This window comes from Variovorax ginsengisoli (assembly GCF_030811835.1).
Classification (GTDB): domain Bacteria; phylum Pseudomonadota; class Gammaproteobacteria; order Burkholderiales; family Burkholderiaceae_C; genus Variovorax; species Variovorax ginsengisoli_C.
Window position 1 is genome coordinate 191,315 of record NZ_JAUSRO010000001.1, and the last position, 22,583, is coordinate 213,897.

19 protein-coding genes are annotated in these 22,583 nt (G+C 68.6%); 13 read left to right on the plus strand and 6 right to left on the minus strand.

Annotation, left to right across the window (positions count from 1 at the left end):
- Positions 1 to 70: 70 nt before the first annotated feature.
- From J2W36_RS00870 to J2W36_RS00895, 6 genes are all read left to right on the plus strand, one after another.
- Entirely contained in the window at positions 71 to 1,606 is a 1,536-nt protein-coding gene (locus J2W36_RS00870; RefSeq protein WP_307687764.1) for an efflux transporter outer membrane subunit, read from the plus strand.
- 4 nt (positions 1,607 to 1,610) lie between these two features.
- Positions 1,611 to 2,783 (plus strand): efflux RND transporter periplasmic adaptor subunit, encoded by a 1,173-nt coding sequence (locus J2W36_RS00875; protein WP_307687765.1) that lies wholly within the window; start codon positions 1,611 to 1,613, stop codon positions 2,781 to 2,783.
- On the plus strand, positions 2,780 to 5,944 hold the full coding sequence (locus J2W36_RS00880) for a multidrug efflux RND transporter permease subunit (protein WP_307687766.1): 3,165 nt from the start codon (positions 2,780 to 2,782) through the stop codon (positions 5,942 to 5,944). Before J2W36_RS00875 ends, J2W36_RS00880 begins: the two co-directional genes overlap by 4 nt.
- Positions 5,941 to 6,639 carry a heavy metal response regulator transcription factor gene (locus J2W36_RS00885; protein ID WP_307687767.1) on the plus strand — a complete coding sequence of 233 codons (699 nt, stop codon included), beginning with the start codon at positions 5,941 to 5,943 and terminating at the stop codon, positions 6,637 to 6,639. Before J2W36_RS00880 ends, J2W36_RS00885 begins: the two co-directional genes overlap by 4 nt.
- Positions 6,636 to 8,033, plus strand: coding sequence for a heavy metal sensor histidine kinase (locus tag J2W36_RS00890; protein WP_307687768.1), 1,398 nt, complete (start codon positions 6,636 to 6,638; stop codon positions 8,031 to 8,033). The genes J2W36_RS00885 and J2W36_RS00890 overlap by 4 nt, the downstream gene beginning before the upstream one ends.
- Before the next feature lie 79 nt (positions 8,034 to 8,112).
- Positions 8,113 to 9,384 (plus strand): MFS transporter, encoded by a 1,272-nt coding sequence (locus J2W36_RS00895; protein ID WP_307687769.1) that lies wholly within the window; start codon positions 8,113 to 8,115, stop codon positions 9,382 to 9,384.
- 8 nt (positions 9,385 to 9,392) lie between these two features.
- Here the strand turns inward: J2W36_RS00895 and J2W36_RS00900 are convergent, their stop codons facing one another.
- The gene (locus J2W36_RS00900; protein ID WP_307687770.1) at positions 9,393 to 10,127 is read right to left on the minus strand and encodes an amino acid ABC transporter ATP-binding protein; all 735 of its coding nucleotides are present in this window, start codon (positions 10,125 to 10,127) and stop codon (positions 9,393 to 9,395) included.
- Positions 10,128 to 10,165: 38 nt separating this feature from the next.
- Positions 10,166 to 13,168, minus strand: coding sequence for an FAD-dependent oxidoreductase (locus tag J2W36_RS00905; RefSeq protein WP_370869230.1), 3,003 nt, complete (start codon positions 13,166 to 13,168; stop codon positions 10,166 to 10,168).
- Positions 13,169 to 13,193: 25 nt separating this feature from the next.
- Between J2W36_RS00905 and J2W36_RS00910 the strand changes: the two genes are divergently transcribed.
- From J2W36_RS00910 to J2W36_RS00940, 7 genes are all read left to right on the plus strand, one after another.
- A complete protein-coding gene (locus J2W36_RS00910) occupies positions 13,194 to 14,090 on the plus strand; it encodes a dihydrodipicolinate synthase family protein (protein ID WP_307687772.1) in 897 nt (298 codons plus the stop codon).
- 86 nt (positions 14,091 to 14,176) lie between these two features.
- The gene (locus J2W36_RS00915) at positions 14,177 to 15,007 is read left to right on the plus strand and encodes an ABC transporter substrate-binding protein (protein WP_307687773.1); all 831 of its coding nucleotides are present in this window, start codon (positions 14,177 to 14,179) and stop codon (positions 15,005 to 15,007) included.
- Positions 15,008 to 15,013: 6 nt separating this feature from the next.
- Entirely contained in the window at positions 15,014 to 15,739 is a 726-nt protein-coding gene (locus J2W36_RS00920) for an amino acid ABC transporter permease (protein ID WP_307687774.1), read from the plus strand.
- 82 nt (positions 15,740 to 15,821) lie between these two features.
- Positions 15,822 to 16,508, plus strand: a complete 687-nt coding sequence (locus J2W36_RS00925) for a GntR family transcriptional regulator (protein ID WP_307687775.1) — start codon at positions 15,822 to 15,824, stop codon at positions 16,506 to 16,508.
- Positions 16,505 to 17,005 (plus strand): EVE domain-containing protein, encoded by a 501-nt coding sequence (locus J2W36_RS00930; RefSeq protein ID WP_307687776.1) that lies wholly within the window; start codon positions 16,505 to 16,507, stop codon positions 17,003 to 17,005. Before J2W36_RS00925 ends, J2W36_RS00930 begins: the two co-directional genes overlap by 4 nt.
- The gene (locus J2W36_RS00935) at positions 17,002 to 17,598 is read left to right on the plus strand and encodes a GNAT family N-acetyltransferase (protein WP_307687777.1); all 597 of its coding nucleotides are present in this window, start codon (positions 17,002 to 17,004) and stop codon (positions 17,596 to 17,598) included. The genes J2W36_RS00930 and J2W36_RS00935 overlap by 4 nt, the downstream gene beginning before the upstream one ends.
- 92 nt (positions 17,599 to 17,690) lie before the next feature.
- Positions 17,691 to 18,266, plus strand: coding sequence for a hypothetical protein (locus tag J2W36_RS00940; protein ID WP_307687778.1), 576 nt, complete (start codon positions 17,691 to 17,693; stop codon positions 18,264 to 18,266).
- 43 nt (positions 18,267 to 18,309) lie between these two features.
- Here J2W36_RS00940 and J2W36_RS00945 read toward each other — a convergent pair whose 3' ends face one another.
- From J2W36_RS00945 to J2W36_RS00960, 4 genes are read right to left on the minus strand one after another with little or no spacing between them, the layout of a single operon-like run.
- Positions 18,310 to 19,047, minus strand: coding sequence for a DUF2894 domain-containing protein (locus tag J2W36_RS00945; protein WP_307687779.1), 738 nt, complete (start codon positions 19,045 to 19,047; stop codon positions 18,310 to 18,312).
- 3 nt (positions 19,048 to 19,050) lie between these two features.
- A complete protein-coding gene (locus J2W36_RS00950) occupies positions 19,051 to 19,698 on the minus strand; it encodes an OmpA family protein (RefSeq protein ID WP_307688020.1) in 648 nt (215 codons plus the stop codon).
- Positions 19,698 to 21,791: a DUF802 domain-containing protein gene (locus J2W36_RS00955; protein ID WP_307687780.1), complete on the minus strand. Its 2,094-nt coding sequence runs from the start codon at positions 21,789 to 21,791 to the stop codon at positions 19,698 to 19,700. Before J2W36_RS00955 ends, J2W36_RS00950 begins: the two co-directional genes overlap by 1 nt.
- Positions 21,792 to 21,810: 19 nt before the next feature.
- Positions 21,811 to 22,581, minus strand: a complete 771-nt coding sequence (locus J2W36_RS00960) for a DUF3348 domain-containing protein (RefSeq protein ID WP_307687781.1) — start codon at positions 22,579 to 22,581, stop codon at positions 21,811 to 21,813.
- Between the last annotated feature and the right edge of the window lie 2 nt (positions 22,582 to 22,583).

The following is a 22,583-nucleotide window of genomic DNA, read 5'->3' on the forward strand; positions in this document are numbered from 1 at the left end:
CCCAAACTGACAAAACCGTCATTCAGCCGACAGCGTGCAGTCGGCGCCGGGTCCCTAGAGTGCATCCACCATGGACCGATCCGATGCACCTGTGCGCCTTTTTTTCGCCACACCCAGACTGACGGCGCTGGCCCTGGCCGCGTTGCTCGCTGGCTGTGCAGTCGGCCCAGACTATGTCCGACCTACGGTGGAGGTACCGGCGGCCTACAAGGAAGACAGCGGCTGGAAGCCCGCCACACCGCAGCTCGTCGACGCCTCCCGGCCCTGGTGGGATCTCTACGGCGATCCGACGCTGAGCGCGTTGATGGCGCAGGCGAACCGGGCGAACCAGAGCATCAAGCAGTCCGAGGCCGCCTACCGCCAGGCGCGTGCCATTGCCGATGCGGCGCGTGCCGGCTTCTGGCCGACGGTGGGGCTCAATGGCGGTGCCAAGCGCGCGAAGACCAACACCGACGGCATCAAGCTGGGCGACAACTACAGCCTCGGTTTTTCCGCAAGCTGGGAGCCGGATGTGTGGGGCGCCGTACGACGCGCGGTCGAGGCCGACGATGCCGGCACGCAGGCCAGTGCGGCCGACCTGGCGGCGGCCAAGCTGAGCATCCAGTCGACGCTGGCGCAGGACTATCTGCAACTGCGCGTGACCGACCTGCAGCGCCGCCTCTATGCGGCCACCACCGATGCCTATGCGAAGTCGCTGGCGCTCACCCAGCACCAGTACGCGGCCGGTGTGGCGCTGCGTTCGGACGTGGCGCTGGCTGAAAGCCAGCTTGCCTCTGCCCAGGCCCAGGCGGTCGATCTCGACGCGACGCGCAACCAGCTTGAACACGCCATCGCGGTACTGACCGGCCAGCCGCCGTCGACCTTTGCGCTCGCGCCGCTGGACGCGACAAGCGACGCCACGCTGGCGAACATTCCCGTGATCCCGGCCGGCGTGCCTTCCACGCTGCTGGAACGCCGGCCCGACATCGCGGGCGCCGAGCGCCGTGTGCTGGCGGCCAATGCCAACATCGGCGTGGCGCAGGCGGCCTTTTTCCCGGAACTCGTGCTGAGTGCGAGCGGCGGCTTCAGCAGCGGGAGGATCGGCGCGTTGTTCAACACGCCTAGCCGCGTGTTCTCCCTCGGTGGGACCCTGGCCCAGACGCTCTTCGACGGCGGGCTTCGCCGCGCGCACAGCGACCAGGCCATCGCCACCTACGACGCGACCGTGGCCCAGTACAAGGAAACCGTGCTGGCCGCTTTCCAGCAGGTCGAGGACGACCTTTCCACGCTGCGGGTGCTCGAAGGCGAATCGACGCTGCAGGCGCGAGCGGTGGCCGCATCGCAGCTGTCGGAACGGCTTGCGCTGAGCCAGTACCGTGCAGGCACCTCGAGCTACCTGAACGTGGTGACGGCGCAGGCGCAGTCGCTGTCGAACCAGCGCAGCGCGGCCCAGCTTCTGGGGCGGCGGCTCAGTGCCAGCGTCTCGCTGATCGCGGCCACTGGCGGCGGCTGGCACGCGAACGATCTCGCCACCGCCCCGGACGCCGCTGCCTCCTCTTTCTCCTCCTCTCAACCCCCCGTGCCGCAGCAGGCCGCTGCCGACCTGCACGCCCGCGCCGGAAGCTGATGCCATGACCACGACGAACCCCTTCCTTCAACGCCGCACCCGATGGATCGCCGGTGCCGCCTTCCTGGTGGTGTGCGGCGGCGTGGCCTGGTCGCTCCACCGGCCGGCCCGTGCCGCAGCACCTGAGGCCGCAGCGAAACCGCCGCCGGTGCAGGTGACGACGACCCGTGTCAAGCAGCAGGACGTGCAGGTCTACAGGGCCGGCATCGGCACGGTGAACTCGATGGCCACCGTCACGGTGAAGGCGCGCATCGACGGCCAGCTCGACAAGGTCGGCTTCACCGAAGGGCAGGACGTGAAGGCGGGTCAGTTGCTGGCCCAGCTCGACCCACGCACGCTGCAGGCGCAGCTCGCGCAGTCGCAGGCCGCCCGTGCCAAGGACCAGGCGCAGCTTGCCAACGCGCAGGCCGACCTGCAGCGCTACACCACGCTGATCGCGCAGGATGCGGCGACCCAGCAGCAGCTCGACACCCAGAAGGCCTTGGTCGCCCAGCTCGCGGCGGCCGTGCAGACCGACAGCGCAGCAGTGCAGTACGCCCAGGTACAGCTGAGCTTCACCCGCATCGTCTCGCCCATCGACGGCCGCGCGGGCGCGCGGCTGGTCGACCCCGGCAACATCGTGCACGCCGCCGACACCGGCGGGCTGGTCGTGATCAACCAGATCGATCCGATTGCCGTGCAGTTCACGCTGCCCGAGGACGCGGTGCAGGACATCCACCGCGCGCAGCAGCAGGGCACCCAGCCGCTCGGCGTGGTGGCGTACGACCGCAGCGGCACCGAAGTGCTCGGTACCGGCAAGCTGATCCTGTTGAACAACCAGATCGACACCACGACCGGCACCGTGCAGCTCAAGGGCAGCTTCGCCAACCCCACGCGCGCGCTGTGGCCCGGCCAGTTCGTCAACGTGCGGCTGCAACTTGGCCTGCGCCACAACGCGCTCACCGTGCCGGCCGCTGCCGTGCAGCGCGGCCAGGACGCGACCTATGTGTGGACGGTGAGCGACGACGGCACCGTGGCCAGCACGCCGGTGCACGTGGTGCAGATCGCCGATGGCACCGCCGTGATCGACAAGGGCCTGACCGGTGGCCAGCGCGTGGTGGTCGACGGGCAGTACAAATTGCGCCCGGGTGCGCACATTGCCGAGCCTGCCAGGCCTGCAAGCGGGAGCGCCAATTGAGCATTTCCGCTGCCTTCATCAAGCGTCCCATTGGCACCACGCTGCTGGCGATCGCCATCCTGTTGGTCGGCGCGGCGGTGTTTCCATTGCTGCCGGTGGCGCCGTTGCCGCAGGTCGACTTCCCGACCATCCAGGTGTCGGCGTCTTTGCCAGGGGCCAGCCCAGAAACCATGGCGTCGAACGTGGCGCAGCCGCTGGAGCGCCAGTTCTCTCTGATCGCCGGGCTGTCGCAGATGACCTCGACCAGCGGCCTTGGCTCGACCCAGGTCACGCTGCAGTTCGACCTCGATCGCAGCATCGACGCGGCGGCGCTGGACGTGCAGGCCGCCATCAACGCGTCGAGCGGCCAGTTGCCGGCCAATCTGCCGAGCCCGCCGACCTTCCGCAAGGTGAACCCGGCCGATTCGCCGATCCTGATCCTGGCGGTGCAATCGAAGACGCTGCCACTGACCGAGGTCAACGACTATGCGGACAACATCCTCGCGCAGCAGATCTCGCAGATCTCCGGTGTGGGTCTGGTCAACATCGGCGGCGTGCAGAAACCCGCGGTACGGGTGCAGCTCGACCCGGCCAAGCTCGCCGCGCTGAACCTGAGCCTGGAAGACGTGCGCACCGTGCTGTCCTCGGCCACGGTCAACGCACCCAAGGGCACGATCGACGGGCAGAACCAGAGCTTCACCGTCTACACCAACGACCAGCTGCTCAAGGCCGGTCCATGGAACGACGTGATCCTGGCCTACCGCAACGGCGCGCCGATCCGGGTGCGTGACCTGGGTGTGGCGGTGGACGGTCCCGAGAACGCGAAGATCGCCGGCTGGGCCTATGCGGGCGCCGCGGCGCCGGCTGGCAACACCGTGCAGAACGGCCGCTCCATCGTGCTGGCCATCACCAAGCAGCCGGGCGCCAACGTGATCGACACGGTCGACCGCATCAACGCCGCGCTGCCCCGCCTCAAGGCCTCGATCCCGCCAACGGTGGAGGTCAATGCCATCATCGACCGCACCGAGACCATCCGCGCATCGGTCAAGGATGTGGAATTCACGCTGCTGCTGACCATCGCCCTGGTGGTGATGGTGATCTTCCTGTTCCTGCGCAACGTGCCGGCCACGCTGATCCCGAGCGTGACGGTGCCGCTGGCGCTGCTGGGCACCGTGGCCGTGATGTACCTGGTCGGCTACAGCCTGGACAACCTGTCGCTGATGGCGCTGACCATCGCGGTCGGCTTCGTGGTGGACGATGCCATCGTGATGCTGGAGAACATCTACCGCTACGTGGAAGAGGGCATGAGCCCGATGGAGGCCGCATACAAGGGCGCGAGCGAGATCGGCTTCACCATCATCTCGATTTCCGTATCGCTGGTGGCGGTGTTCATTCCACTGCTGCTGATGGGCGGCATCGTCGGGCGGCTGTTCCGCGAGTTCGCAGTCACGGTCACGCTGACCATCGTGGTGTCGGTGGTGATCTCGCTGACGCTCACGCCGATGCTGTGCTCGCGCTTCCTGAAGAACGAGCATGCCCGCCAGCACGGCCGCATGTACCAGCTGTTCGAACGCGGCTTCGACAAAATGCTGGGCGGCTACAAGCGCGGCCTGCATGTCGTGCTCGACCACCAGTTCCTCACGCTGTGCGCGTTCATCGCCACGGTGGCGGCCACCGCTTTCCTGTTCGTGGTCATTCCCAAGGGTTTCTTTCCGCAGCAGGACACCGGCTTCATCTCGGGCTTCGCCGAATCGGCGCAGGACACGTCCTTCTCGTCGATGAACGCCCGCATGATCGCGCTGGCCGACGTGGTGCGGCGCGACCCCGATGTGACGGGCTTTGGCATGAACGGCAGCTCGTCGACCTTCAACACCGGCAGCTTCTTCATCAGCCTGAAGCCCAAGGAAGAGGGCCGCACGGCCACTGCCGACGAAATCATCGCGCGGCTGCGCCCGCAGCTCGCCCGGGTGCAGGGCGTGAACCTGTTCCTGCAGGCGGGCCAGGACATCCGCGTGGGCGGACGGTCGTCGCGCACGCAGTACCAGTACACGGTCACGGACTCCAACCTCGACGAGCTCAACACCTGGGCGCCCAAGCTGCTGCAACGCTTTCGTCAGCTGCCCGAGCTGACCGACCTGGCGTCCGACCAGCAGAACGCAGCGGCCTCGGCCGTGCTGACGATCGACCGCGACCGGGCGTCGAGCTTTGGCATCACGCCGTCGACCATCGACGCTACGCTCTACGACGCCATCGGCCAGCGGCAGGTGGCGCAGTACTTCACGCAGCTCAACAGCTACCACGTGGTGATGGAGGTGACGCCCGCGCTGCAGCAGGATCCGTCGCTCTTTGGCAGGCTCTACCTGAACTCGCCATTGACCGGCCAGCAGGTGCCGCTGTCGACCTTCGTGAAGGTCGACACCAGCAAGACCGCCTACCTGGCGATCAACCACCAGGGCCAGTTCCCGGCGGTGACGATCTCGTTCAACCTGGCGCCGGGCCATGCGCTGGGCGAAGCGGTCGACGCCATCAACAAGGCGCAGGCCGACATGGGCCTGCCGCAGTCGCTCACCGGCGCGTTCCAGGGCACGGCGCAGGCCTTCCGCGATTCACTGTCTTCGCAGCCGTACCTGATCCTGGCGGCGCTGGTGGCGGTGTATATCGTGCTGGGCCTGCTCTACGAGAGCTACATCCATCCGCTGACGATTCTCTCCACGCTGCCCTCGGCCGGGGTGGGTGCGCTGCTGATCCTGATGGCCGGCGGCTACGATCTGAGCGTGATCGCGCTGATCGGCATCATCCTGCTGATTGGCATCGTCAAGAAGAACGGCATCATGATGATCGACTTTGCGCTCAAGGCCGAGCGCGAGCAGGGCATGGCGCCGCAGGAGGCGATCTACCAGGCCTGCCTGCTGCGCTTCCGGCCGATCATGATGACGACCATGTGCGCGCTGCTGTCGGGCCTGCCGTTGATGCTGGGCCACGGCTCGGGCTCCGAGTTGCGTCGGCCCCTGGGCTACGCGATGGTCGGCGGTCTGATACTGTCGCAGGCACTCACTCTGTTCACGACACCCGTGGTCTACCTTTACCTCGATCGCGCCCACTACTGGTACCAGCGCCGCAAGGAGGCCCGTGCGGCCCGCAAGGCGGCGCGCCTGCACGGCACCCCCGCCGCCGCTCCATGAAGATCCTGATCGTCGAGGACGAGCTCAAGACCGCCGACTACCTGCACAAGGGGTTGACCGAGCAGGGTTGCGCGGTCGACATGGCCCACAACGGCCTGGACGGTCAGCACCTGGCGATGCAGCACGACTACGACGTGATCGTGCTCGACGCGATGCTGCCTGGCCTCGACGGTTTTTCGGTGCTGCGGTCGCTGCGCACGCTCAAGCAGACGCCGGTGATCATGCTGACGGCACGCGACAGCGTGGAGGACCGCATCAAGGGCCTGCACGACGGTGCCGACGACTACCTGATCAAGCCCTTCTCCTTCCTTGAACTGCTCGCGCGGCTGCAGGCGCTCAACCGGCGCGGGCGCACGCAGGAACCGATGCAGTTGCGCATCGCCAACCTGCAGATCGACCTGCTGAGCCGCAAGGCCGCTCGTGGCGGCATACGCATCGACCTCACAGCCAAGGAGTTCGCGCTGCTGGCCGTGCTGGCGCGGCGCCAGGGTGAAATCCTGTCGAAGACGGCCATCGCCGAGCTGGTCTGGGACATGAACTTCGACAGCAACACGAACGTGGTCGAGGTGGCGATCAAGCGGCTGCGCGACAAGATCGACGTGCCCTTCAGCGCCGGGTCGCCCAAGCTGCTGCACACGATCCGCGGCATGGGCTACGTGATGGAAGTGCGCGCGGAGGAGGGGCCGCCGGCGTGAGGCGATCGATCACCACGCGTCTGGTGCTCATGTTCGCTGCGGCGGCGCTGGCGACCTTTGCGCTCATTGGTGCGGCGCTGCAGGGCGTGCTCGCGCGCGAGCTGGAACGCCACCAGCACGATGAACTCGCCACCACGCTCAAGGGCCTGCAGTACTGGATCCAGACGATCGGCACGCCCGAACGCTGGACCCGGGTGCAGGCCCGCATGGACGCGCTCACGCCCGAGGACGGCAGCCTGCGCTTCTGGGTGCTGAGCGACGATCCGCGCTTCCAGTACGGCAAGGGGTTGGCCGAGATCGACGGTCTGGTGCGCGAGGCCGACGGGCACGGCAGCAACGTCATGCTGCCCGGCCAGGACCGGCCGTTCCGCACGCTGTCGGTGCGCATTCCCCCCTTCGAGAGCCGGCCCGCCGTGCGGCTGGTCGTCGGCCGCAACTCCGAGCCCTATGCCCGAACGCGCGAAACCTTCCTCACGGCCCTTGTCGCGCTGGGGTTGGGTGCGATGCTGGTGGTGGCGTTTGCCGGCTACTGGATCGCGCGGGTCGGCCTGCGGCCTCTGCAGCAACTGTCGCAGGAGGCCCAGGCACTGCGGCCCAAGACGCTCTCGCAGCGGCTGCAGGCCGAGGCGCTGCCGGTCGAGCTGTCGGCGCTGGCCGAAGCCTTCAACGGCGCACTCGCGCGGCTCGAACAGGCCTATGCCCAGCTCGAGGCCTTCAATGCCGACGTCGCGCACGAGCTGCGCACGCCGCTGGCCAACCTGATCGGCGGCACCCAGGTGGCGCTGTCGCGCCCGCGTGCTGCGCCGGAACTGCAGGAGGTGCTGGCCTCGAACCTCGAGGACCTGGAGCGGCTGCGTTCCATCGTCAACGACATGCTGTTCCTCGCGCGCGCCGACCGGGGCGAGGTCGCCACCGGGCTCATGCTCACGCCGGTGGCCGAGGAAGTGCGCAAGACCATCGAGTTCTTCGAATTCGTTCTCGACGAGACCGGTGGGCAGGTGCGCGTCGAAGGCGACCTGACAGCGCAGGCGCAGCTCGAGCGCGCGCTGTTCCGCCGGGCGCTGTCGAACCTGCTGCAGAACGCGATCGAGCATTCCGGCCCCGGCACCGTGGTGACGGTGACGCTGCGCGAGGAGGCCGACGGCACCTGGATCCGCGTGTCCAACCCCGGCGCGCCGATCGGCGACGATCACCTGCCGCACCTCTTCGACCGCTTCTACCGGGTTGACGAAGCACGCCGTGGGCAGGGCGAGCACCACGGCCATGGCCTGGGTCTGGCGATCGTCAAGGCGGTGGCCGCCATGCATGGCGGGCGGGTCGGCGCGGCGAGTGCCGACGGGATCAACACCTTCGGTTTCAGCGTTTCGGCAGGGATGGCGACACGGGAAGACTGAGCCGACTGCAGTCTGGTGCTGCCCGTGGTACGGTCGCGGTATCAGGGTAATCACCCATTCGCCAGCCATTGCACATTCGATGAATCCCGCCAGCGCTTCCACGCCCGTCCCGCCAGGCTCTTCGGGCCCCACGGCGTCCTCCTCGCCCTTGTCGCCCGTGACCGACGCCGAGCGCGACCGCACCCTGATCAAGGCCGTGCTGGCCCTGGGCGTCGGCGGCTTCGCCATCGGCACGGGCGAATTCGTCATCATGGGTCTGCTGCCCGAGGTCGCGCGCGACATCGGCGTGAGCATTCCGCAGGCGGGCCACGTGATCAGCGCCTACGCGCTGGGCGTCGTCATCGGCGCGCCTGTGCTCGCGGTGCTGGCCGCCGGGTGGCATCGGCGAGCGCTGCTGATCGCGCTGATCGCCTTTTTCGCCGTCGGCAACTTTGCCAGCGCGCTGGCGCCGGGCTACCTGTCGCTGAACCTGCTGCGCTTTGCGACCGGGCTGCCGCACGGCACTTACTTCGGCGTGGCCGCGCTGGTGGCTGCCACGCTGGCACCTCCCGGGCGCCGGGCGCGCGCGGTCGGCATGGTGATGCTCGGGCTCACGGGCGCCACGCTCGTGGGCGTGCCGATCGCGGCCTGGCTCGGCCAGCTCTTCGGCTGGCGCGCGGCCTTCGTCTTCGTCGGCCTGATCGCGGCGCTGGCCATTGTGCTGCTGCACCGTGCCATTCCCGACATGCCGGCGGCTGCTGGCGCCAGCCCGATGCGCGAACTGGGTGCCTTCAAGCGCAAGCAGGTCTGGCTCACGCTGGGCATCGCGGCCATCGGCTTTGGCGGCATGTTCTCGGTGTTCAGCTACATCAAGCCGACGCTCACCGAAGTCACGGGCCTGGCGGTGGGCGGCGTGCCGGTCGTGCTGGCGCTGTTCGGCCTGGGCATGGTGGTGGGCAACCTGATCGGATCGCGCCTGGCCGACAAGTCGTTGATGCGCACCATCGGCGGCCTGCTGCTGTATGCGGTGGTGGTGCTCACGGCCTTCAGCTTCAGCGCGCACTACCTCGTGCCCATGGGCATCAATGTGTTCCTGATCGGCACCACGGTGGCCATCGGCCCGGCGCTGCAGATCCGCCTGATGGACGTCGCCGGAGACGCGCAGACGCTGGCCGCCGCGCTCAACCATTCGGCCTTCAACATGGCCAATGCGCTGGGCGCCTGGCTCGGCGGCATGGCCATCAGCGCCGGCCTGGGCTGGACGTCGACCGGCTGGGTCGGCGCGCTGCTGGCGGTCGCCGGTTTCGGCATCTTCTGGTGGTCGCTCTCGGCGCAGCGCCGGTCGCTGCGGGTGGCGGCGGGGCGCGCCTGAACTGGCGTTCAGTGCTGCAGGATCTTTGAGAGAAACTGCTGCGCGCGGTCGGAGCGCGCGGCGGTGTTGCCGAAGAACTCTTCCTTGGCGCAGTCTTCCACGATGCTGCCGCCATCCATGAAGATCACGCGATTCGCCACCTTGCGGGCAAAGCCCATCTCATGGGTGACGCACATCATCGTCATGCCGTCGCGGGCCAGGCTCACCATGACGTCGAGCACCTCGGTGACCATCTCCGGGTCGAGCGCGGAGGTCGGCTCGTCGAACAGCATGGCAATGGGGTCCATCGCCAGCGCCCGGGCGATGGCGACGCGCTGCTGCTGACCGCCCGAGAGCTGCGACGGGTACTTGTGCGCATGCGCCTGCATGCCCACGCGTTCGAGCAAGGCAAGCGACTTGTCGCGCGCCTGCGAGGCCGAGCGCTTCAACACCTTGCGTTGCGCCAGCGACAGGTTCTGCTCGATCGACAGGTGCGGGAACAGCTCGAAGTGCTGGAACACCATGCCCACGCGTGCGCGCAGCGCATTGAGGTCGATCTTCGGGTCGCCGACCGACACGCCATCGACCTTGATGATGCCCTTCTGAAAGGGCTCCAGCGCGTTCACGCACTTGATGAGCGTCGACTTGCCCGAGCCTGACGGGCCGCACACCACGACCACCTCGCCCTTGCGGATGGTGGTGGTGCAGCCGGTCAGGACGCGGAAGTCGCCATACCATTTGCTCACCTGTTGAATCTCGATCACGCGCGGGCTCCTTGGAAGAATGCTGAAGAGGGAAGAGGTCAGAGAAAGCGGTCGATGCGAAACGGCCGCAGGTCGACGTCGGCGTGGCCGTGCACCATCAGTTGGGTGACGAGCCAGGCCGCGATCGGTGCGAGCGTGTAGCCGTTGGAAGTGACCGCGTTGTAGAAGCCCGGCACGCCCGGCACGTCGCCCAGGATCGGCGCGCCGTCGATGTTCACGTTCATGCCGGCCCAGCTGCGCACCATGTGCAGGCCACTGACGGCCGGCAGCACGCCGCGCGCTACCCACAGGCTGCCCTCGATGCTCGCGCGTTCGGCGCGGTTCAGGCGCATGCCTGCATCGAAGGCGGCCGTCCAGCCGCCTCCGATGATCAGGCCTCCGCTGGCCGCCTGCTTGAGGCTCAGGTGGCGGTCGGCATGCGCAATCAGGTGATCGACCAGCGGTGGGGCGGGTTCGGTCACGATCATCTGCAGCGGTGCCCCCTTCACCGGAATGCGCACGCCGAGCATGTCGCCCACGGTGCTCGACCAGGCGCCGCTCGCGTTCACGATGCGGCCGGCGCGGATCGGTCCGCGCGAGGTCTGCACCAGGAACCCGGCCGCGTTGCCCGGCAGCCGTTCGATGGCCGTCACATTGCAGCCTCGCTCGAAGCGTGCACCGCGTCGCGCGGCGCGCGCCGCCACCGCATAAGTGGCGCGCAGTGGGTTGATCTTGCCTTCCATCGGGCAGAGTTCGGCGCCCAGCAAGGCGCCCGACAGCGCGGGTGAAAGCCGGCGCAGTTCGGCGCCGTCGATCACGTGCGCGTCGATGCCGCGGCTGCGCTCGAGCGCAGCCTTGGCTTCGATGAAGCGCATGCCAGCCTCGCTGTCGGCAACCATCAGCCCACCGGTGATCTTGATCTCCAGGTCTTCGCCGCAGTCGGCTTCGATCTCCTGCCACAGGCGCACCGACATCGGCCCAAGCGGCAGCGTGTCCGCCGCCGGGCCGCCGCCCTGCTGCGCCTTGGCGCCGAAGTCGAAGGACAGCAACTGCACGTGCAGGCTGCCCGCGTTGGCGCCGGAGGCCTGCAGGTTGAGTTCGTCGCGGTCGATCACCATCACGTCCTGGTCGGCCTTCGAGAGGTAGTAGCCCAGGCAGGCACCGAGCACGCCCGCGCCGATCACCACGACGTCGGCCTGCTGCGCTGCAGGCAGTGCGCCGTGCACGACGGGGCGTGCCAGGTTGGGGGTGATGGCCGGCTTGTGGCCGCCCCACTCGGGCTTCTCGAAACCGAGGGCACCCGCGGGCACCGGGCGTGCGGGCGGGCGAGGAGCGAAGTACTGGTCGGGCTCCGGTGCACGCCCCGTCATCTCGCCGACCAGGCGTGCGGCTGTCACCGCACAGTAGCGGCCCTGGCAGCGGCCCATGCCCAGGCGCGTGTTGCGCTTGAGCGCGGCCAGCGTGTCGCGGCCGGCACGGATCTGCGCCCGCACTGATCCGAAGGTGATGTCTTCGCAGCGGCACAGCAGCGTGCCGTCGCTCACGCAGGCCAGCGACACCGGCGGCGCCGCGTAGAGCGACCACAGCGCCTGCTGGAAGCGTTCGGCCTGATGCAGTTGGGCGAGCGTGACGGGCGACGCCTCGGCGACCAGCCCGAGCGCCCGTGCGGCCGAGGCACCGGCCAGGGCGCCGCGTGCGAGCGCCACGCGCGCGCCGCCCAGGTCAGCGCCGTCGCCGACCACGAACACGCCGGGCAGGCTGGTGGCGCCGTCTTCGCGCGTGATGGTGGCCAGGTGGCCGACATGGCGATCGACCGTGCGGTGCGCGCAGCCCAGCATGCGGGCGAGCTCGGTCGATGGAATGAAGCCGTAGCCCAGGCAGAGCGTGTCGGCATCGAAGGACAGCGGCGCACCCTCGGGCCGGCCGGCCGCGTCGAGCGCGGTGGCCACGACGCCGGCCACGCGGTCAGTGCCGGTGGCCGCAGTCACCTGATGTCGCCACAGCACCGGCACGCCATGCGCGCGCAAGGTGCGCAGGTAATGCCAGCCTTGCCACAACAGATCGGGCGCGGTGCGCGCCGCGGTGATCAGCGCGCGGGCATCGCGCAGCGTGGGCCGTGCAGCCGATTCGAGCACGGCCACCACATGGGCACCGCCGGCGACCAGTTCGGCGGCGAGCTGCAGGTTGAGCGGGCCGTTGCCGGCGATCAGCACGCGCTGGCCGGGCGCCACGCGGTAGGCGCGTGCCAGCGTCTGGCCCGCACCCGTGGTCATCACGCCGGGCAGCGTCCATCCCAGGAAGGGCACCGGACGCTCGTAGGCACCCGGTGCCACCACCAACTGGCCGCAGGTGACGACATGGGCGCGCCCGCCGAGGAGCGCGCCGACCTCGGTCGGCGAAAAAGCCGCCCACACCTGCGCGCCCTGGTGCACGACCACGCCCGACGCGCGCACCTCGCGCTCCAGCGCCAGGCCCTCGGCGAACTGCCGATCGGCCGGGGTGGCGGCCTGATGCGAAGGCGCCAGCGGCTTGTAGAACTGGCCGCCGCTCTGCGGGCGCTCGTCGAGCACGATGACCTGCGCACCCGCGCGGCGCGCAGCCAGCGCGGCGGCCAGACCCGCCGGCCCGGCACCGATCACCAGCACGTCGCAAGCCAGCGTGGCCGGTTCGGCATCGGCAGGCGGGGTGAGGGCGCGCAGCGGATCGTCGGCCGTGCCGGCGGGCATGGCCGAGCGCACCTGTTGACCATCGGCCGCCTTGGTCAGGCAGGCGCGCTGGCTGGCCTGGCCGTCGACCGTGACCAGGCATTCGAAGCATGCGCCCATGCCGCAATAGATGCCGCGGCGTTCGCCGCCACGCGTGGGCCGCAAGGGGGCGATGCCGGCGGCGGTGAGCGAGGCGGCGATGGTTTCGCCGTCCAGCGCGTCGATCGGCTGGCCGTCGTACCAGAAGCGGATGGGCTGGCCGCTGGCGGCGATGGAGGGGTGGGACAGGCGGGACAAAAAGATTTTTGACTTCGTATTCGGTATACGTATACTACATGTATACGTTAATTCCGTCATCCGAATTCAGACCCGAGGACGCTTCATGGCCGCTTTTCGTGGCACCTACACGGTGCTCATCACCCCGCTGACCGCCGACGGCAAGCACGTGGACGTGCCAGCGCTCAAGAAGCTGGTCGACTGGCAGATCGAAGAGGGCATCCACGGGCTGATCCCGCTGGGCAGCACGGGGGAGTTCCTGTCGCTCGACCCCGAGGAGCGCAACCTGGTGATCGAGACCTGCATCACCACTGCAGCAAAACGTGTGCCCGTGTTGATCGGCACCGGCGCCGAATGGACCGATGAGTGCGTGCGGCTGAGCCGCGAGGCCGAATCGATGGGCGCTGACGGCGTGATGATCATTCCGCCGTTCTACAGCTCGCCCACCGACGATGAGCTGTTCGCCCACTACCGCAAGGTGGGCGAGGCGATCAACGTGCCGATCATGGTCTACAACAACCCGGCGACGGCCAACGTCGACCTCAAGCCCGAGCTGGTCGCGCGCCTCTCGCGCATCGACAACTGCAGCTACATCAAGGAGTCCACGCTGGAGGTGACGCGCGTGCGGGACATCATCGAGCTGTGCGGCGACCGCATGACGGTGTTTGCCGGCATCCTCGGCTACGAGTCGTTCTGGCTGGGTGCACAGGGCTGGGTGGCGGTGTGCTCCAACCTGATCCCGAAGATGTCGGCGCGTCTGTTCGAGCTGGTGGCCGACGAGCGCAACATGCCCGCCGCGCTGGCGCTCTACAAGGAAATGCTGCCCATCGTCCGCTGGGTCGGTGGCCATCGTTACGTGGCTGCGTCCAAGGACGGCCTGGGGATGATGGGCCTGCCGGTCGGCCAGCCACGGGCGCCCCGCCTGCCGCTGCCCGAGGCCGATGCGCGCGACCTGCGCGCCGCGCTCGACAGGCTCGGGCTGCTCGATTCGATCCCTGCCTGAACGCCACCTGAGCGCCGTCCCCTCCGTCCCGCCGCATCCACCTGCCTTTCCGTCCTCCCAGTCTTTCACTTTTCCCAGGAACCGCCATGAAACTGCTTCCCGCCCTCGTCTCGGCCGCTGCGTTCTTCGTCTTCTGCATGGGCAGCGCGAACGCACAGGCCTGCAAGTCGCCCGTGCCCGACGCGGCCCTTGTCAAGAAGGGCACGCTCACGATGTCGGTCAACCCGACGCTGCCGCCGATGCAGTTCGTCGATGCCACCGGCACGCTCAAGGGCATGCGCGTGGAGCTGGGCGAGATGATCGCCAAGCGCCTGTGCCTGACGCCCGAGTACGTTCGCATCGAGTTCTCGGCCATGGTGCCGGGCCTGCAGGCCGGCCGCTGGGACATGATCAACACCGGCATCTTCTACACCGAGGAGCGCGCCAAGATCATGCAGATGCTGCAGTACGAAGACCAGGCGATCAGCATCAGCACGGCCAAGGGCAACCCGCTGAAGATCGCCAGACCTGAAGACCTGTCGGGCAAGACCATCGGCGTGGAGATCGGCGGCTTCGAGGAGCGCAAGACGCGCGAGCTCGACAAGCAGCTCACCGACAAGGGCATGAAGGGTATGAACATCCGCACCTTCGAGAACTTCGCCATGTCGTTCCAGTCGCTGCGCGCAGGCCAGGTCGAGGTGGCGCTGTCGATCGACTCCACCGCGGCCGAATACCAGAAGCGCGGCGACTTCGACCGAGTCCTCAGCGGCCTGTTCCCCACGCCGGTGGCCCTGGCCACCAAGAACAAGGATCTGGCCGAAGCCGTTGCCAAGGTGCTCAACGCGATGAAGGCCGACGGCAGCTTCCAGAAGCTGCTCGACCAATACGGCGTGAAGTCGACCGACGGCCCGGTGCTGGTGCGCGGCCCTGCGGCCTGATCGTCCATGGCACAAGGCTGGAACTGGCAGGGGTTCGCCGACTACCTGGTCAACCCCTACATCCTGCAGGGAGCGATCACCACGCTGTGGCTGACGCTCGCCTCCATCGCCGGCGGGCTGGTGCTGGGCGGCGCACTCGCACTGGCCCGGCTGTCGAGCCGGCTGTGGCTGCACGCCCCGGCGCACTTCTACATCTGGGTGTTCCGCGGCACGCCGCTGCTGGTGCAGCTCATCATCATCTACACCGGCCTGCCGCAACTGGGGCTCAAGCTCTCGGTGGTCGAGTCGGCACTGCTCGGGCTGATCCTCAACGAGGCGGCCTATCTGGCCGAGGTCATCCGCGGCGGCATCCAGGGCGTGCCCGCGGGACAGGTGAATGCGGCCCGCGCGGTCGGGCTGAGTGCCAGCCAGTCGATGCGCTTCGTCGTGATGCCGCAGGCCATGCGCCTGATCGTGCCGACGCTGGGCAACAGCATCAACGGCCTGCTCAAGACCACCTCCGTCACCTCGGTCATCTCCATGGAAGAGCTGCTGCGCCGCACACAGGTGCTGATCCAGGAGAAGTTCATGGTGCTCGAATTGTTCGTGGTCGCGGCGCTGTACTACCTGCTGATGACCACGGCGTGGGACTTCGTCCAGCGGCGCATCGAGCGCCACTACGGCCGTGCCTACCGCACCAGTTCGGCCGCCGCCGCACCGGCCACGGACGCGGGTGCGCTCGCTTCCCGCTGAGGCCGCAGGGCAGGGCGGTGCAGGCGGCTCGCTCAGCCAGCCTGCTAAGCTTTTGAATCCGCTTTCGGAAAAAAACGCCCGCATGCCCAGCCTTCCCAGTCCCGCCCAGCCTGCCACCATCACCATCGCGCCGCTCGACGTGCGTTCGGCCAGCCTGGCCGAACAGGCGTATGAACGCCTGCGCGGCCTGATCCTCGATCGGCAGATTCCCGCGGGCAGCCCGCTGCAGGAGGCACGTCTGGCCGACGATCTGCGCATCTCGCGCACCCCCATGCGCGAGGCGCTGGTGCGCCTGGCCGGCGAAGGCCTGCTGGTGCGGCGCGATGCGCGTTCCTACGCGGTGCGCGCGCTCGGTACCAAGGAGTACTTCGACTGCATGCGGGCGCGTGAGGTCATCGAATGCGAAGCCATCGGGCTGGCCGTGGGCAAGGTGTCCGATGCCGAACTCGACCAGTTGGCGCGCGAGGTCGAAGCGCTCAATGCCGGCGAGCACGACGAAACCGAGCATTGGCATTTCGACGATCGCTTTCACGTGCTCATCGCCGGCGCCAGCGGCAACGTCGTCTTTCCGCGGCTGGTCGAGGAGCTGCGCGTGAACGCACGCCTGTTCCGCCTGCACAGTCCCCTGCATCGCCAGCGCGAGAACCACGACGAGCACGGCGAGATCATCCGCGCCCTGCGTGCGCGCGATGCCGGTGCGGCGCGCGATGCCATGCGCGCCCACCTGCGCAGCCTGCAGGAAGACGTGCGCCGCGCGATCATCGAATGACCCGTGTGCTCGAGGAAGCCGCCGTGCCCCCCGCTCCCCGCTACTGGCTGATGAAGTCCGAGCCCGACGAGTGCTCGATCGACGATGCGCTGGCCGCGCCCGATGCCACCGTGGCGTGGACCGGCGTGCGCAACTACCAGGCGCGCAACTTCATGCGCGACGCCATGCGGGTCGGTGACGGCGTGCTGTTCTATCACTCCAGCTGCGCCGAGCCTGGCATCGTCGGCATCGCGCGCGTCGCGTCGGGCACGCGGGCCGACCCGACGCAGTTCGACGCGGCATCGCCGTACTTCGATGCCACGTCCCGGCTCGACGATCCGCGCTGGCTGCTGCTGGACGTGCAGGCCGTGCGCAAGACCCGGGTGCTCGGGCTGCCCGAACTGCGCGCCGTGCCTGCACTGGCCGACATGGTGGTGCTGCGCAAGGGCAACCGGCTGTCGGTGATGCCGGTGGAGGCCGCGCACTGGGCGCTGATCGTGGGGGAGTTGCTGGCATGAGCGAATCCAGCCACCCATCGATGGCATCGGCATTGGCTCCGATGCAGCTGGTCTGGCCTTCGCCGCTGTACCTGCCGAGCTATGTGGCGGCGCTGGAGCGCGGATGGTCTCCCAACAATCTGCGCCCCGAGGCCGCACAGGAAGAACTGGCCGCCATCCAGGCCGACCCGTCGGGCTTCCTTGACGGTCTGATCGATCGCGACGCCAAGGGGCCGCCCGTGCACTTGCCTGACGGCGGCACAGTGCCGAAGCTGCCGGGTTACCGGCGCTGGATGTGGGACGACGAGTTCTGCGGCAGCATTGCGCTGCGTTGGCAGCGTGGCTCCAACGCGCTGCCGGACTACTGCCTGGGCCACATCGGGTATGCCGTTGTGCCCTGGAAGCACAGGCGCGGCTATGCGACACAGGCCCTGCGCGCGATGCTTTTGGAGGCACCGTCGGCAGGTCTGTCTTATGTCGAGATCACGACCAGTCCGGACAACATCGCGTCGCAGCGTGTCATCGAGGCCAACGGTGGCGTTCTGGTGGAACGCTTCGACAAGCTTGCCAGCTTGGGCGGGACGCCGGAGTTGCGCTTTCGCATTGCGTTGTGAGCTGGGGCAGACGCGCCGGGGCGTATCGTGACATCATGAAGCATCCCTTTTCGAGGTCATGTTTCATGCGCTTGTTACTCTCCACTTTCGTTTTGTCCGCAGTCGCAACCGTTGCCTCCGCGCAGGTGGCCGAGCCCGTGGTGCGCCTGCGTGGCACCGTGCAGGCCGTGACGCCCAACACGCTGACCGTGAAGGTGCGCAGTGGCGGCGACACCGTGGCACTGGCGATCGCCGACAAGCTGGTGGTGCAGGAGGTCTACCCGATTGCACTCGGTGACATCCGGCCCGGCAGCTTCATCGGCACAGCCGCCACGCCGATGCCGGACGGCACGCAGCGCGCGATTGCCGTGACGGTGTTTCCGGAATCCGCGCGAGGGCTTGGCGAAGGCCACAGGCCCTTCGACCTGCAGCCCGACAGCACCATGACCAACGCGACCGTGGCCGACCTGGCGGAGGCGCCAACCGGCCGCACGCTGCGCCTGAAATACAAGGATGGCGAGAAGACCGTCGTGGTGCCGGCCGATGCGCCGGTCGTCACCTTCCGTCCGGGCGACCGCAGCCTGCTGGTGCCCGGCGCCAGCGTGTCGTTGACTGCCCAGGTGGTGAATGGCAAGCCGACGGTGCAGCGTATCAACGCCGGGCGCAACGGCTTCGCGCTGCCTTATTGAGCTTGACGAGACTGCGGCGTGGCCTGCGGGCGCGCCGGGTGCCTCACGCGGACTTTGGGCGCACGGTCTTCCTGGCGCCCGTGGGGCCCTTGTCGGCTTTATCGGACTTGTCGCCTTTGGACGATTTGGCTACTTTGGCACCCTCGGCGCGGGGCGTCTCCGTGCCGGCCGACACACCGCCCGACCCGTGCATCTGCTCGATCGACAGCAGTGCGTCCGCATAGGACATGAACTGGTTGAAGTACGCCGGCGAAAGCTCGCGCATGAGTGTGAGCGAGCGGTGCAGCAGGTGGTGCGAGTTCAGCGGGCCGGCGTTCTCCGGTACCGCGGCCAGCGACTGCACCCAGCGGCGATCGGCACTGAGCCGGGACCAAGTGCTGCGGAAGTAGCTCAGCGTTTTCAGCTCGGGCACCGTGCCCGCCGTCCTCAAGCCGTCACCGACATCGTTCGGCAACCCGGACGACTGCCGGGCGATGTGGTCGACCAGTTCTGCGAGCGGGCCACGCGATGGAGGCGGCGCCGCAGCGGCCTTGTGTCGCGCAGGAGCGGGCGCCGCGGTTGCCGCCGGCATCTTCTCCAGCGCCTGGGCATACGCCGCCATCAGGGTGGCGAGCCTGGCGTCCAGCACGCGCCGCGCGGCGCCCCGGTGCCCCGCAGCGCGGCGCGCCATGGCTTCGATCAGGCGAAAGCGCACCGGGTCCAGGCGCTCGCCGCCGCGCGCACGCCAGGCGTCGAGCGTGGCCTCCGCTTTGTCTTCGTCCGTGCGTGCGACCACGTCCATCGCCTACTCCCGCGGCTTGGCAGGCGACGCCGACGGACGGGGCGTGGGCGCCATCTCCACGCGACGGTTCTTCGATCGGCCCTCGGCATCGGCGTTCGACGCCACCGCCTGCTCGGAACCGAAGGCGGCAGCGAAGATCAGCGCCGACGGAATGCCTTCCTCGATCATCACGCGCGTCACCGTGAGCGCGCGCTGCGCCGACAGCTCCCAGTTGTCGGCGAAGCGGCGGTTGCCGTCGCGCACCTGGCGATCGTCGGTGAAACCGCTGACCATCAGGATCTCGTTGCGCGATTGCAGGTAGGCCGTCAGCGGCGCCGTCAGGCTCTTGAGGAGCTGCCGGCCCTCGGGCTGCAACTCGGCCGAATTGAGCGCGAACAGCACGCTGCCGTTGATGCCGATGCGTCCGTTGGTCAGCGTCACGCGGCCGGCCGCCAGCGGTGTGGCCAGCGCTTTTTCCAGCGTCTGCAGGCGCTGTGTCTCGGCCTGCCGCTGCTTGACCTCGGATTCGAGCTGCGTGGCGAGCTCGAGCTGGATGCCCAGCGCGCAGACCAGGATCAGCACGAAGGCGCCCAGCAGCCCGGCCATCAGGTCGCCGAAGACCGCCCACACCGGCACGGCGGATTCAAGGCCGGCGTCGAAGTCCTCGGTCATCATGCGTCGCTGCCCACAGCCGCGTGCTGGCGGGTGGCGAGCTGCTGCAGGTCTTCGACGATCTGCTTTTGCGACATGATGCTCAGGTCAATGACTTCGCGGGCCTGTGCCACGTAGTAGGCGAGCTGCTCGTCGCTGCGTGCCATCGACTTGCCGAGCGCGCCTTCGATGCGCTGCAACTGTGCGCCCAGCTTGTCGCTGGATTCGCCGAAGCGCTGCACTGCCGCACCGAAGGCCTCGCCCAGGCTGGCCACTTCAACGGCACTGCCCGTCATCTGCGCAGTGACCTCGGCCATCTTGCCGGTTTCGGCATCGACCTGCGCGGTAAAGCGGTTGCCCACGCGGTCGAGCAGGTCGGCCGAGGTGGTGACCAGGGCGTCGATGGCGGTGCGCTGTTCGGTGGACGCGTGGTTCACCGCATCGAGCAAGGTCTCCAGCGTGCCCAGGATGCGGCTGCGTTCGTCGAGCATCGCGTTGTCGCGCGCCATGCTGTCGGCCAGCTTCTGGCGCAGCTCGACGATCACCTCGGCTGCGGCGCGCGGTGCTTCGGCCGCGGTCTGCATGAGCTGGGCGACTTCGGCGATGGTGGCACGCGCGTGCGCGTCGGTCTGTGCCGCCATCTCGCGGGCAGTGTCGGCCAGCGTCTTGCCAACGGCCTCCTGCTGGGCGGCGGTGCGCGCGCCGGTTGCCTGCCATTCTTGCTGGAGCGATGCGGCCATCGCTGCCAGCGCATCGGTCCAGGCCGTCAGGCGCTGGGTGTCGCGCGCCGCAAGCTCGGCCTGCAGGCCGGCGTGCGATTGGTCGACCGTGCGCAGCAGCGACGCGGCATGCCCTTCGAAGGTGGCCGCCGCCGCGACCAGCGCGCGCTGCGTGTCGCCCGACAGCGCCTGGCTCGTGCGCTCGTGCTGCGCCAGCGCGCCCTGCCAGGTATCGGCCACGCTGCCGACCGTGCGCTCGAGCCGGGCCGCAACGCCGTCGACCCAGGCCGACGAGCGCTGGTCGAAGGTCGTCGTGAACTGGTCGAGCGCACCGCGCAGGTCGCTGGCCTGGGCCGCGTTCGTGTGCCGCTGTTCGGCGAGTGCGGCCTTCCAGAGTTCGCCGACGTTGGCGGTGGTGGCCTCCAGCCGGCTCGACAGGCCGTCGAGCTGCCGTTCGACGGCCTGCGCCACCGTGCCGTGCAGCGCAGCCGTCTCGCGCGCGATGCCGCTCATGGTGGCCTCGACCACCGGCTGGATGGTCGCGCCGGCGATGCGGGCGCCTTCGGTCAGGCTCTCCTTGAGCGAACGGTCGACCGAGGCGGCCAGGCTTGCGTAGGCGGTCTCGGCCTTGCCGTGGAAACCGTCCTGGCTGGCGAGCAGGCGTTCGTTGAGCGCCGCGCTCTGGTGTTCCATCGCGTCCATCATGCGTTGCAGCCGGTCGACCAGCGCGGGCATCAACTGGCCTTGCTGCTCCAGCAGCCGGAACGAGGCTTCGCGCTGATGGGCCAGCGAGAACACGCGCAGCGTGGTTGCGATCTTCGTGTCGAGCAACTGGGCGGCCTGCAGCCGGTCGCGGCGGCACAGGGCCGACACCAGGCCGAGCATGGCCGAGGCGGCCACGCCGGCCAGCGAGGTGCCGAACGCCAGGCCGAGGCCACGCACGGGTGCGGCCAGCGACGAGCGGATGGCCAGCAGGTCCGACGCGCTTTCGAGCGCCAGGCCGGTGCCGTTGAGCGTGACCACCATGCCCAGAAAGGTGCCCAGCATGCCCAGCAGCACGAGCAGGCCGGCCAGGTACGGCGTCAGGGCAGGGCCGGGCAGGCCGACGCGTTCGCCTTCGATGCGCAGGCGCACCGCGTTGCGCAGCGACGGGTGCAGCGTGTCGAGCCAGGGCCCGAGGCTCGGCGGTGCGGCCGGCATGTCGGAAACGGCGCGTGCAAGGGTGGCTGTCGCCTGGTCGAAGCGGCGCAGTTCGGCGGCACCCATCAGATAGAAGGCGCCGATCAGCAAGGTGATGAGCAGTGCCAGCGGATTCGAGCCGATGTAGCCGATGGCGACCCAGGAGATGGCCGCCAGGCCCAGCACGAAGGCGATGTAATGAAGAAGTCGGGTCATGCGTTGTGCGTCGTTCAGTTCACTTCATGCGAAGGGCATCGAGGAGCCCTTCGACCGGTTGCAATCGAATATCCAGTTCTGCCAGCAACACGCCCTGCATGTCCTGGCAGAACGCGTCCAGCCAAGCGCCGTCGGGCAGTGCGCTCGGGCCGGGCACGTGTTCCGGCGGCTCTGCAGCACCTTCGGCAGGCGCGGCGCGCTCGCCGTCGTGGGCCGACCTCAGGCGCGCGAAATGCCTTTCGAGCAGCGTGGGCACCGTGGCCAGCAGCGCGTGCTCGCGTGCACCCAACGCCTGTTCCATGACCCCATCCACCGCAGCCAGGCGCGCCATGTCGGGCGATCGCGTGGCCAGCGCGGCACGCACCCTGCTGCGCAAGGGGGCGATGCGCGTGACCATCGCCTGCTGCCGGGTGAGGTAGCGCCGCCGATAGGGCGCAAAGGCGCTGCTCGCGCTCATCGACGCATCGGGCGCAAGGGCCGGCGCATGGCGGGACACCTTGCCGGGCGGGGTGGCGAAGTCCTCGGCGATGTCGTTCATCAACATCGTGCGCACCCGCAGGCATTCGGCCTCTTCGGCACCGACCGACGCCGCGCGGGCGCCGGCGGGTGCAGCCATCAGGCCGCCGTCGAGCGCCGTCGACAGCGCGATCGCATCCGTCCAACGCAGCCATTGGCTGAGTCGGTCCGCAAAGGATTGTCGGGATTCGGGGACGTCGGTGTCCCCCAGTCGAGCGAGCAAGCGAATGAGCGCCGGACCGGTGAAACCTGCGCGCCTTGACACTTGCACCATAC

Coding starts and splice junctions, on each gene's coding strand:
- J2W36_RS00935 (WP_307687777.1), top strand. CDS start 17,002: ATGAGCGAATCCAGCCACCCATCGATGGCATCGGCATTGGCTCCGATG.
- J2W36_RS00905 (WP_370869230.1), bottom strand. CDS start 13,168: ATGACGGAATTAACGTATACATGTAGTATACGTATACCGAATACGAAG.
- J2W36_RS00950 (WP_307688020.1), bottom strand. CDS start 19,698: ATGACCGAGGACTTCGACGCCGGCCTTGAATCCGCCGTGCCGGTGTGG.
- J2W36_RS00945 (WP_307687779.1), bottom strand. CDS start 19,047: ATGGACGTGGTCGCACGCACGGACGAAGACAAAGCGGAGGCCACGCTC.
- J2W36_RS00875 (WP_307687765.1), top strand. CDS start 1,611: ATGACCACGACGAACCCCTTCCTTCAACGCCGCACCCGATGGATCGCC.
- J2W36_RS00870 (WP_307687764.1), top strand. CDS start 71: ATGGACCGATCCGATGCACCTGTGCGCCTTTTTTTCGCCACACCCAGA.
- J2W36_RS00920 (WP_307687774.1), top strand. CDS start 15,014: ATGGCACAAGGCTGGAACTGGCAGGGGTTCGCCGACTACCTGGTCAAC.
- J2W36_RS00895 (WP_307687769.1), top strand. CDS start 8,113: ATGAATCCCGCCAGCGCTTCCACGCCCGTCCCGCCAGGCTCTTCGGGC.
- J2W36_RS00885 (WP_307687767.1), top strand. CDS start 5,941: ATGAAGATCCTGATCGTCGAGGACGAGCTCAAGACCGCCGACTACCTG.
- J2W36_RS00925 (WP_307687775.1), top strand. CDS start 15,822: ATGCCCAGCCTTCCCAGTCCCGCCCAGCCTGCCACCATCACCATCGCG.
- J2W36_RS00955 (WP_307687780.1), bottom strand. CDS start 21,791: ATGACCCGACTTCTTCATTACATCGCCTTCGTGCTGGGCCTGGCGGCC.
- J2W36_RS00910 (WP_307687772.1), top strand. CDS start 13,194: ATGGCCGCTTTTCGTGGCACCTACACGGTGCTCATCACCCCGCTGACC.
- J2W36_RS00930 (WP_307687776.1), top strand. CDS start 16,505: ATGACCCGTGTGCTCGAGGAAGCCGCCGTGCCCCCCGCTCCCCGCTAC.
- J2W36_RS00960 (WP_307687781.1), bottom strand. CDS start 22,581: ATGGTGCAAGTGTCAAGGCGCGCAGGTTTCACCGGTCCGGCGCTCATT.
- J2W36_RS00915 (WP_307687773.1), top strand. CDS start 14,177: ATGAAACTGCTTCCCGCCCTCGTCTCGGCCGCTGCGTTCTTCGTCTTC.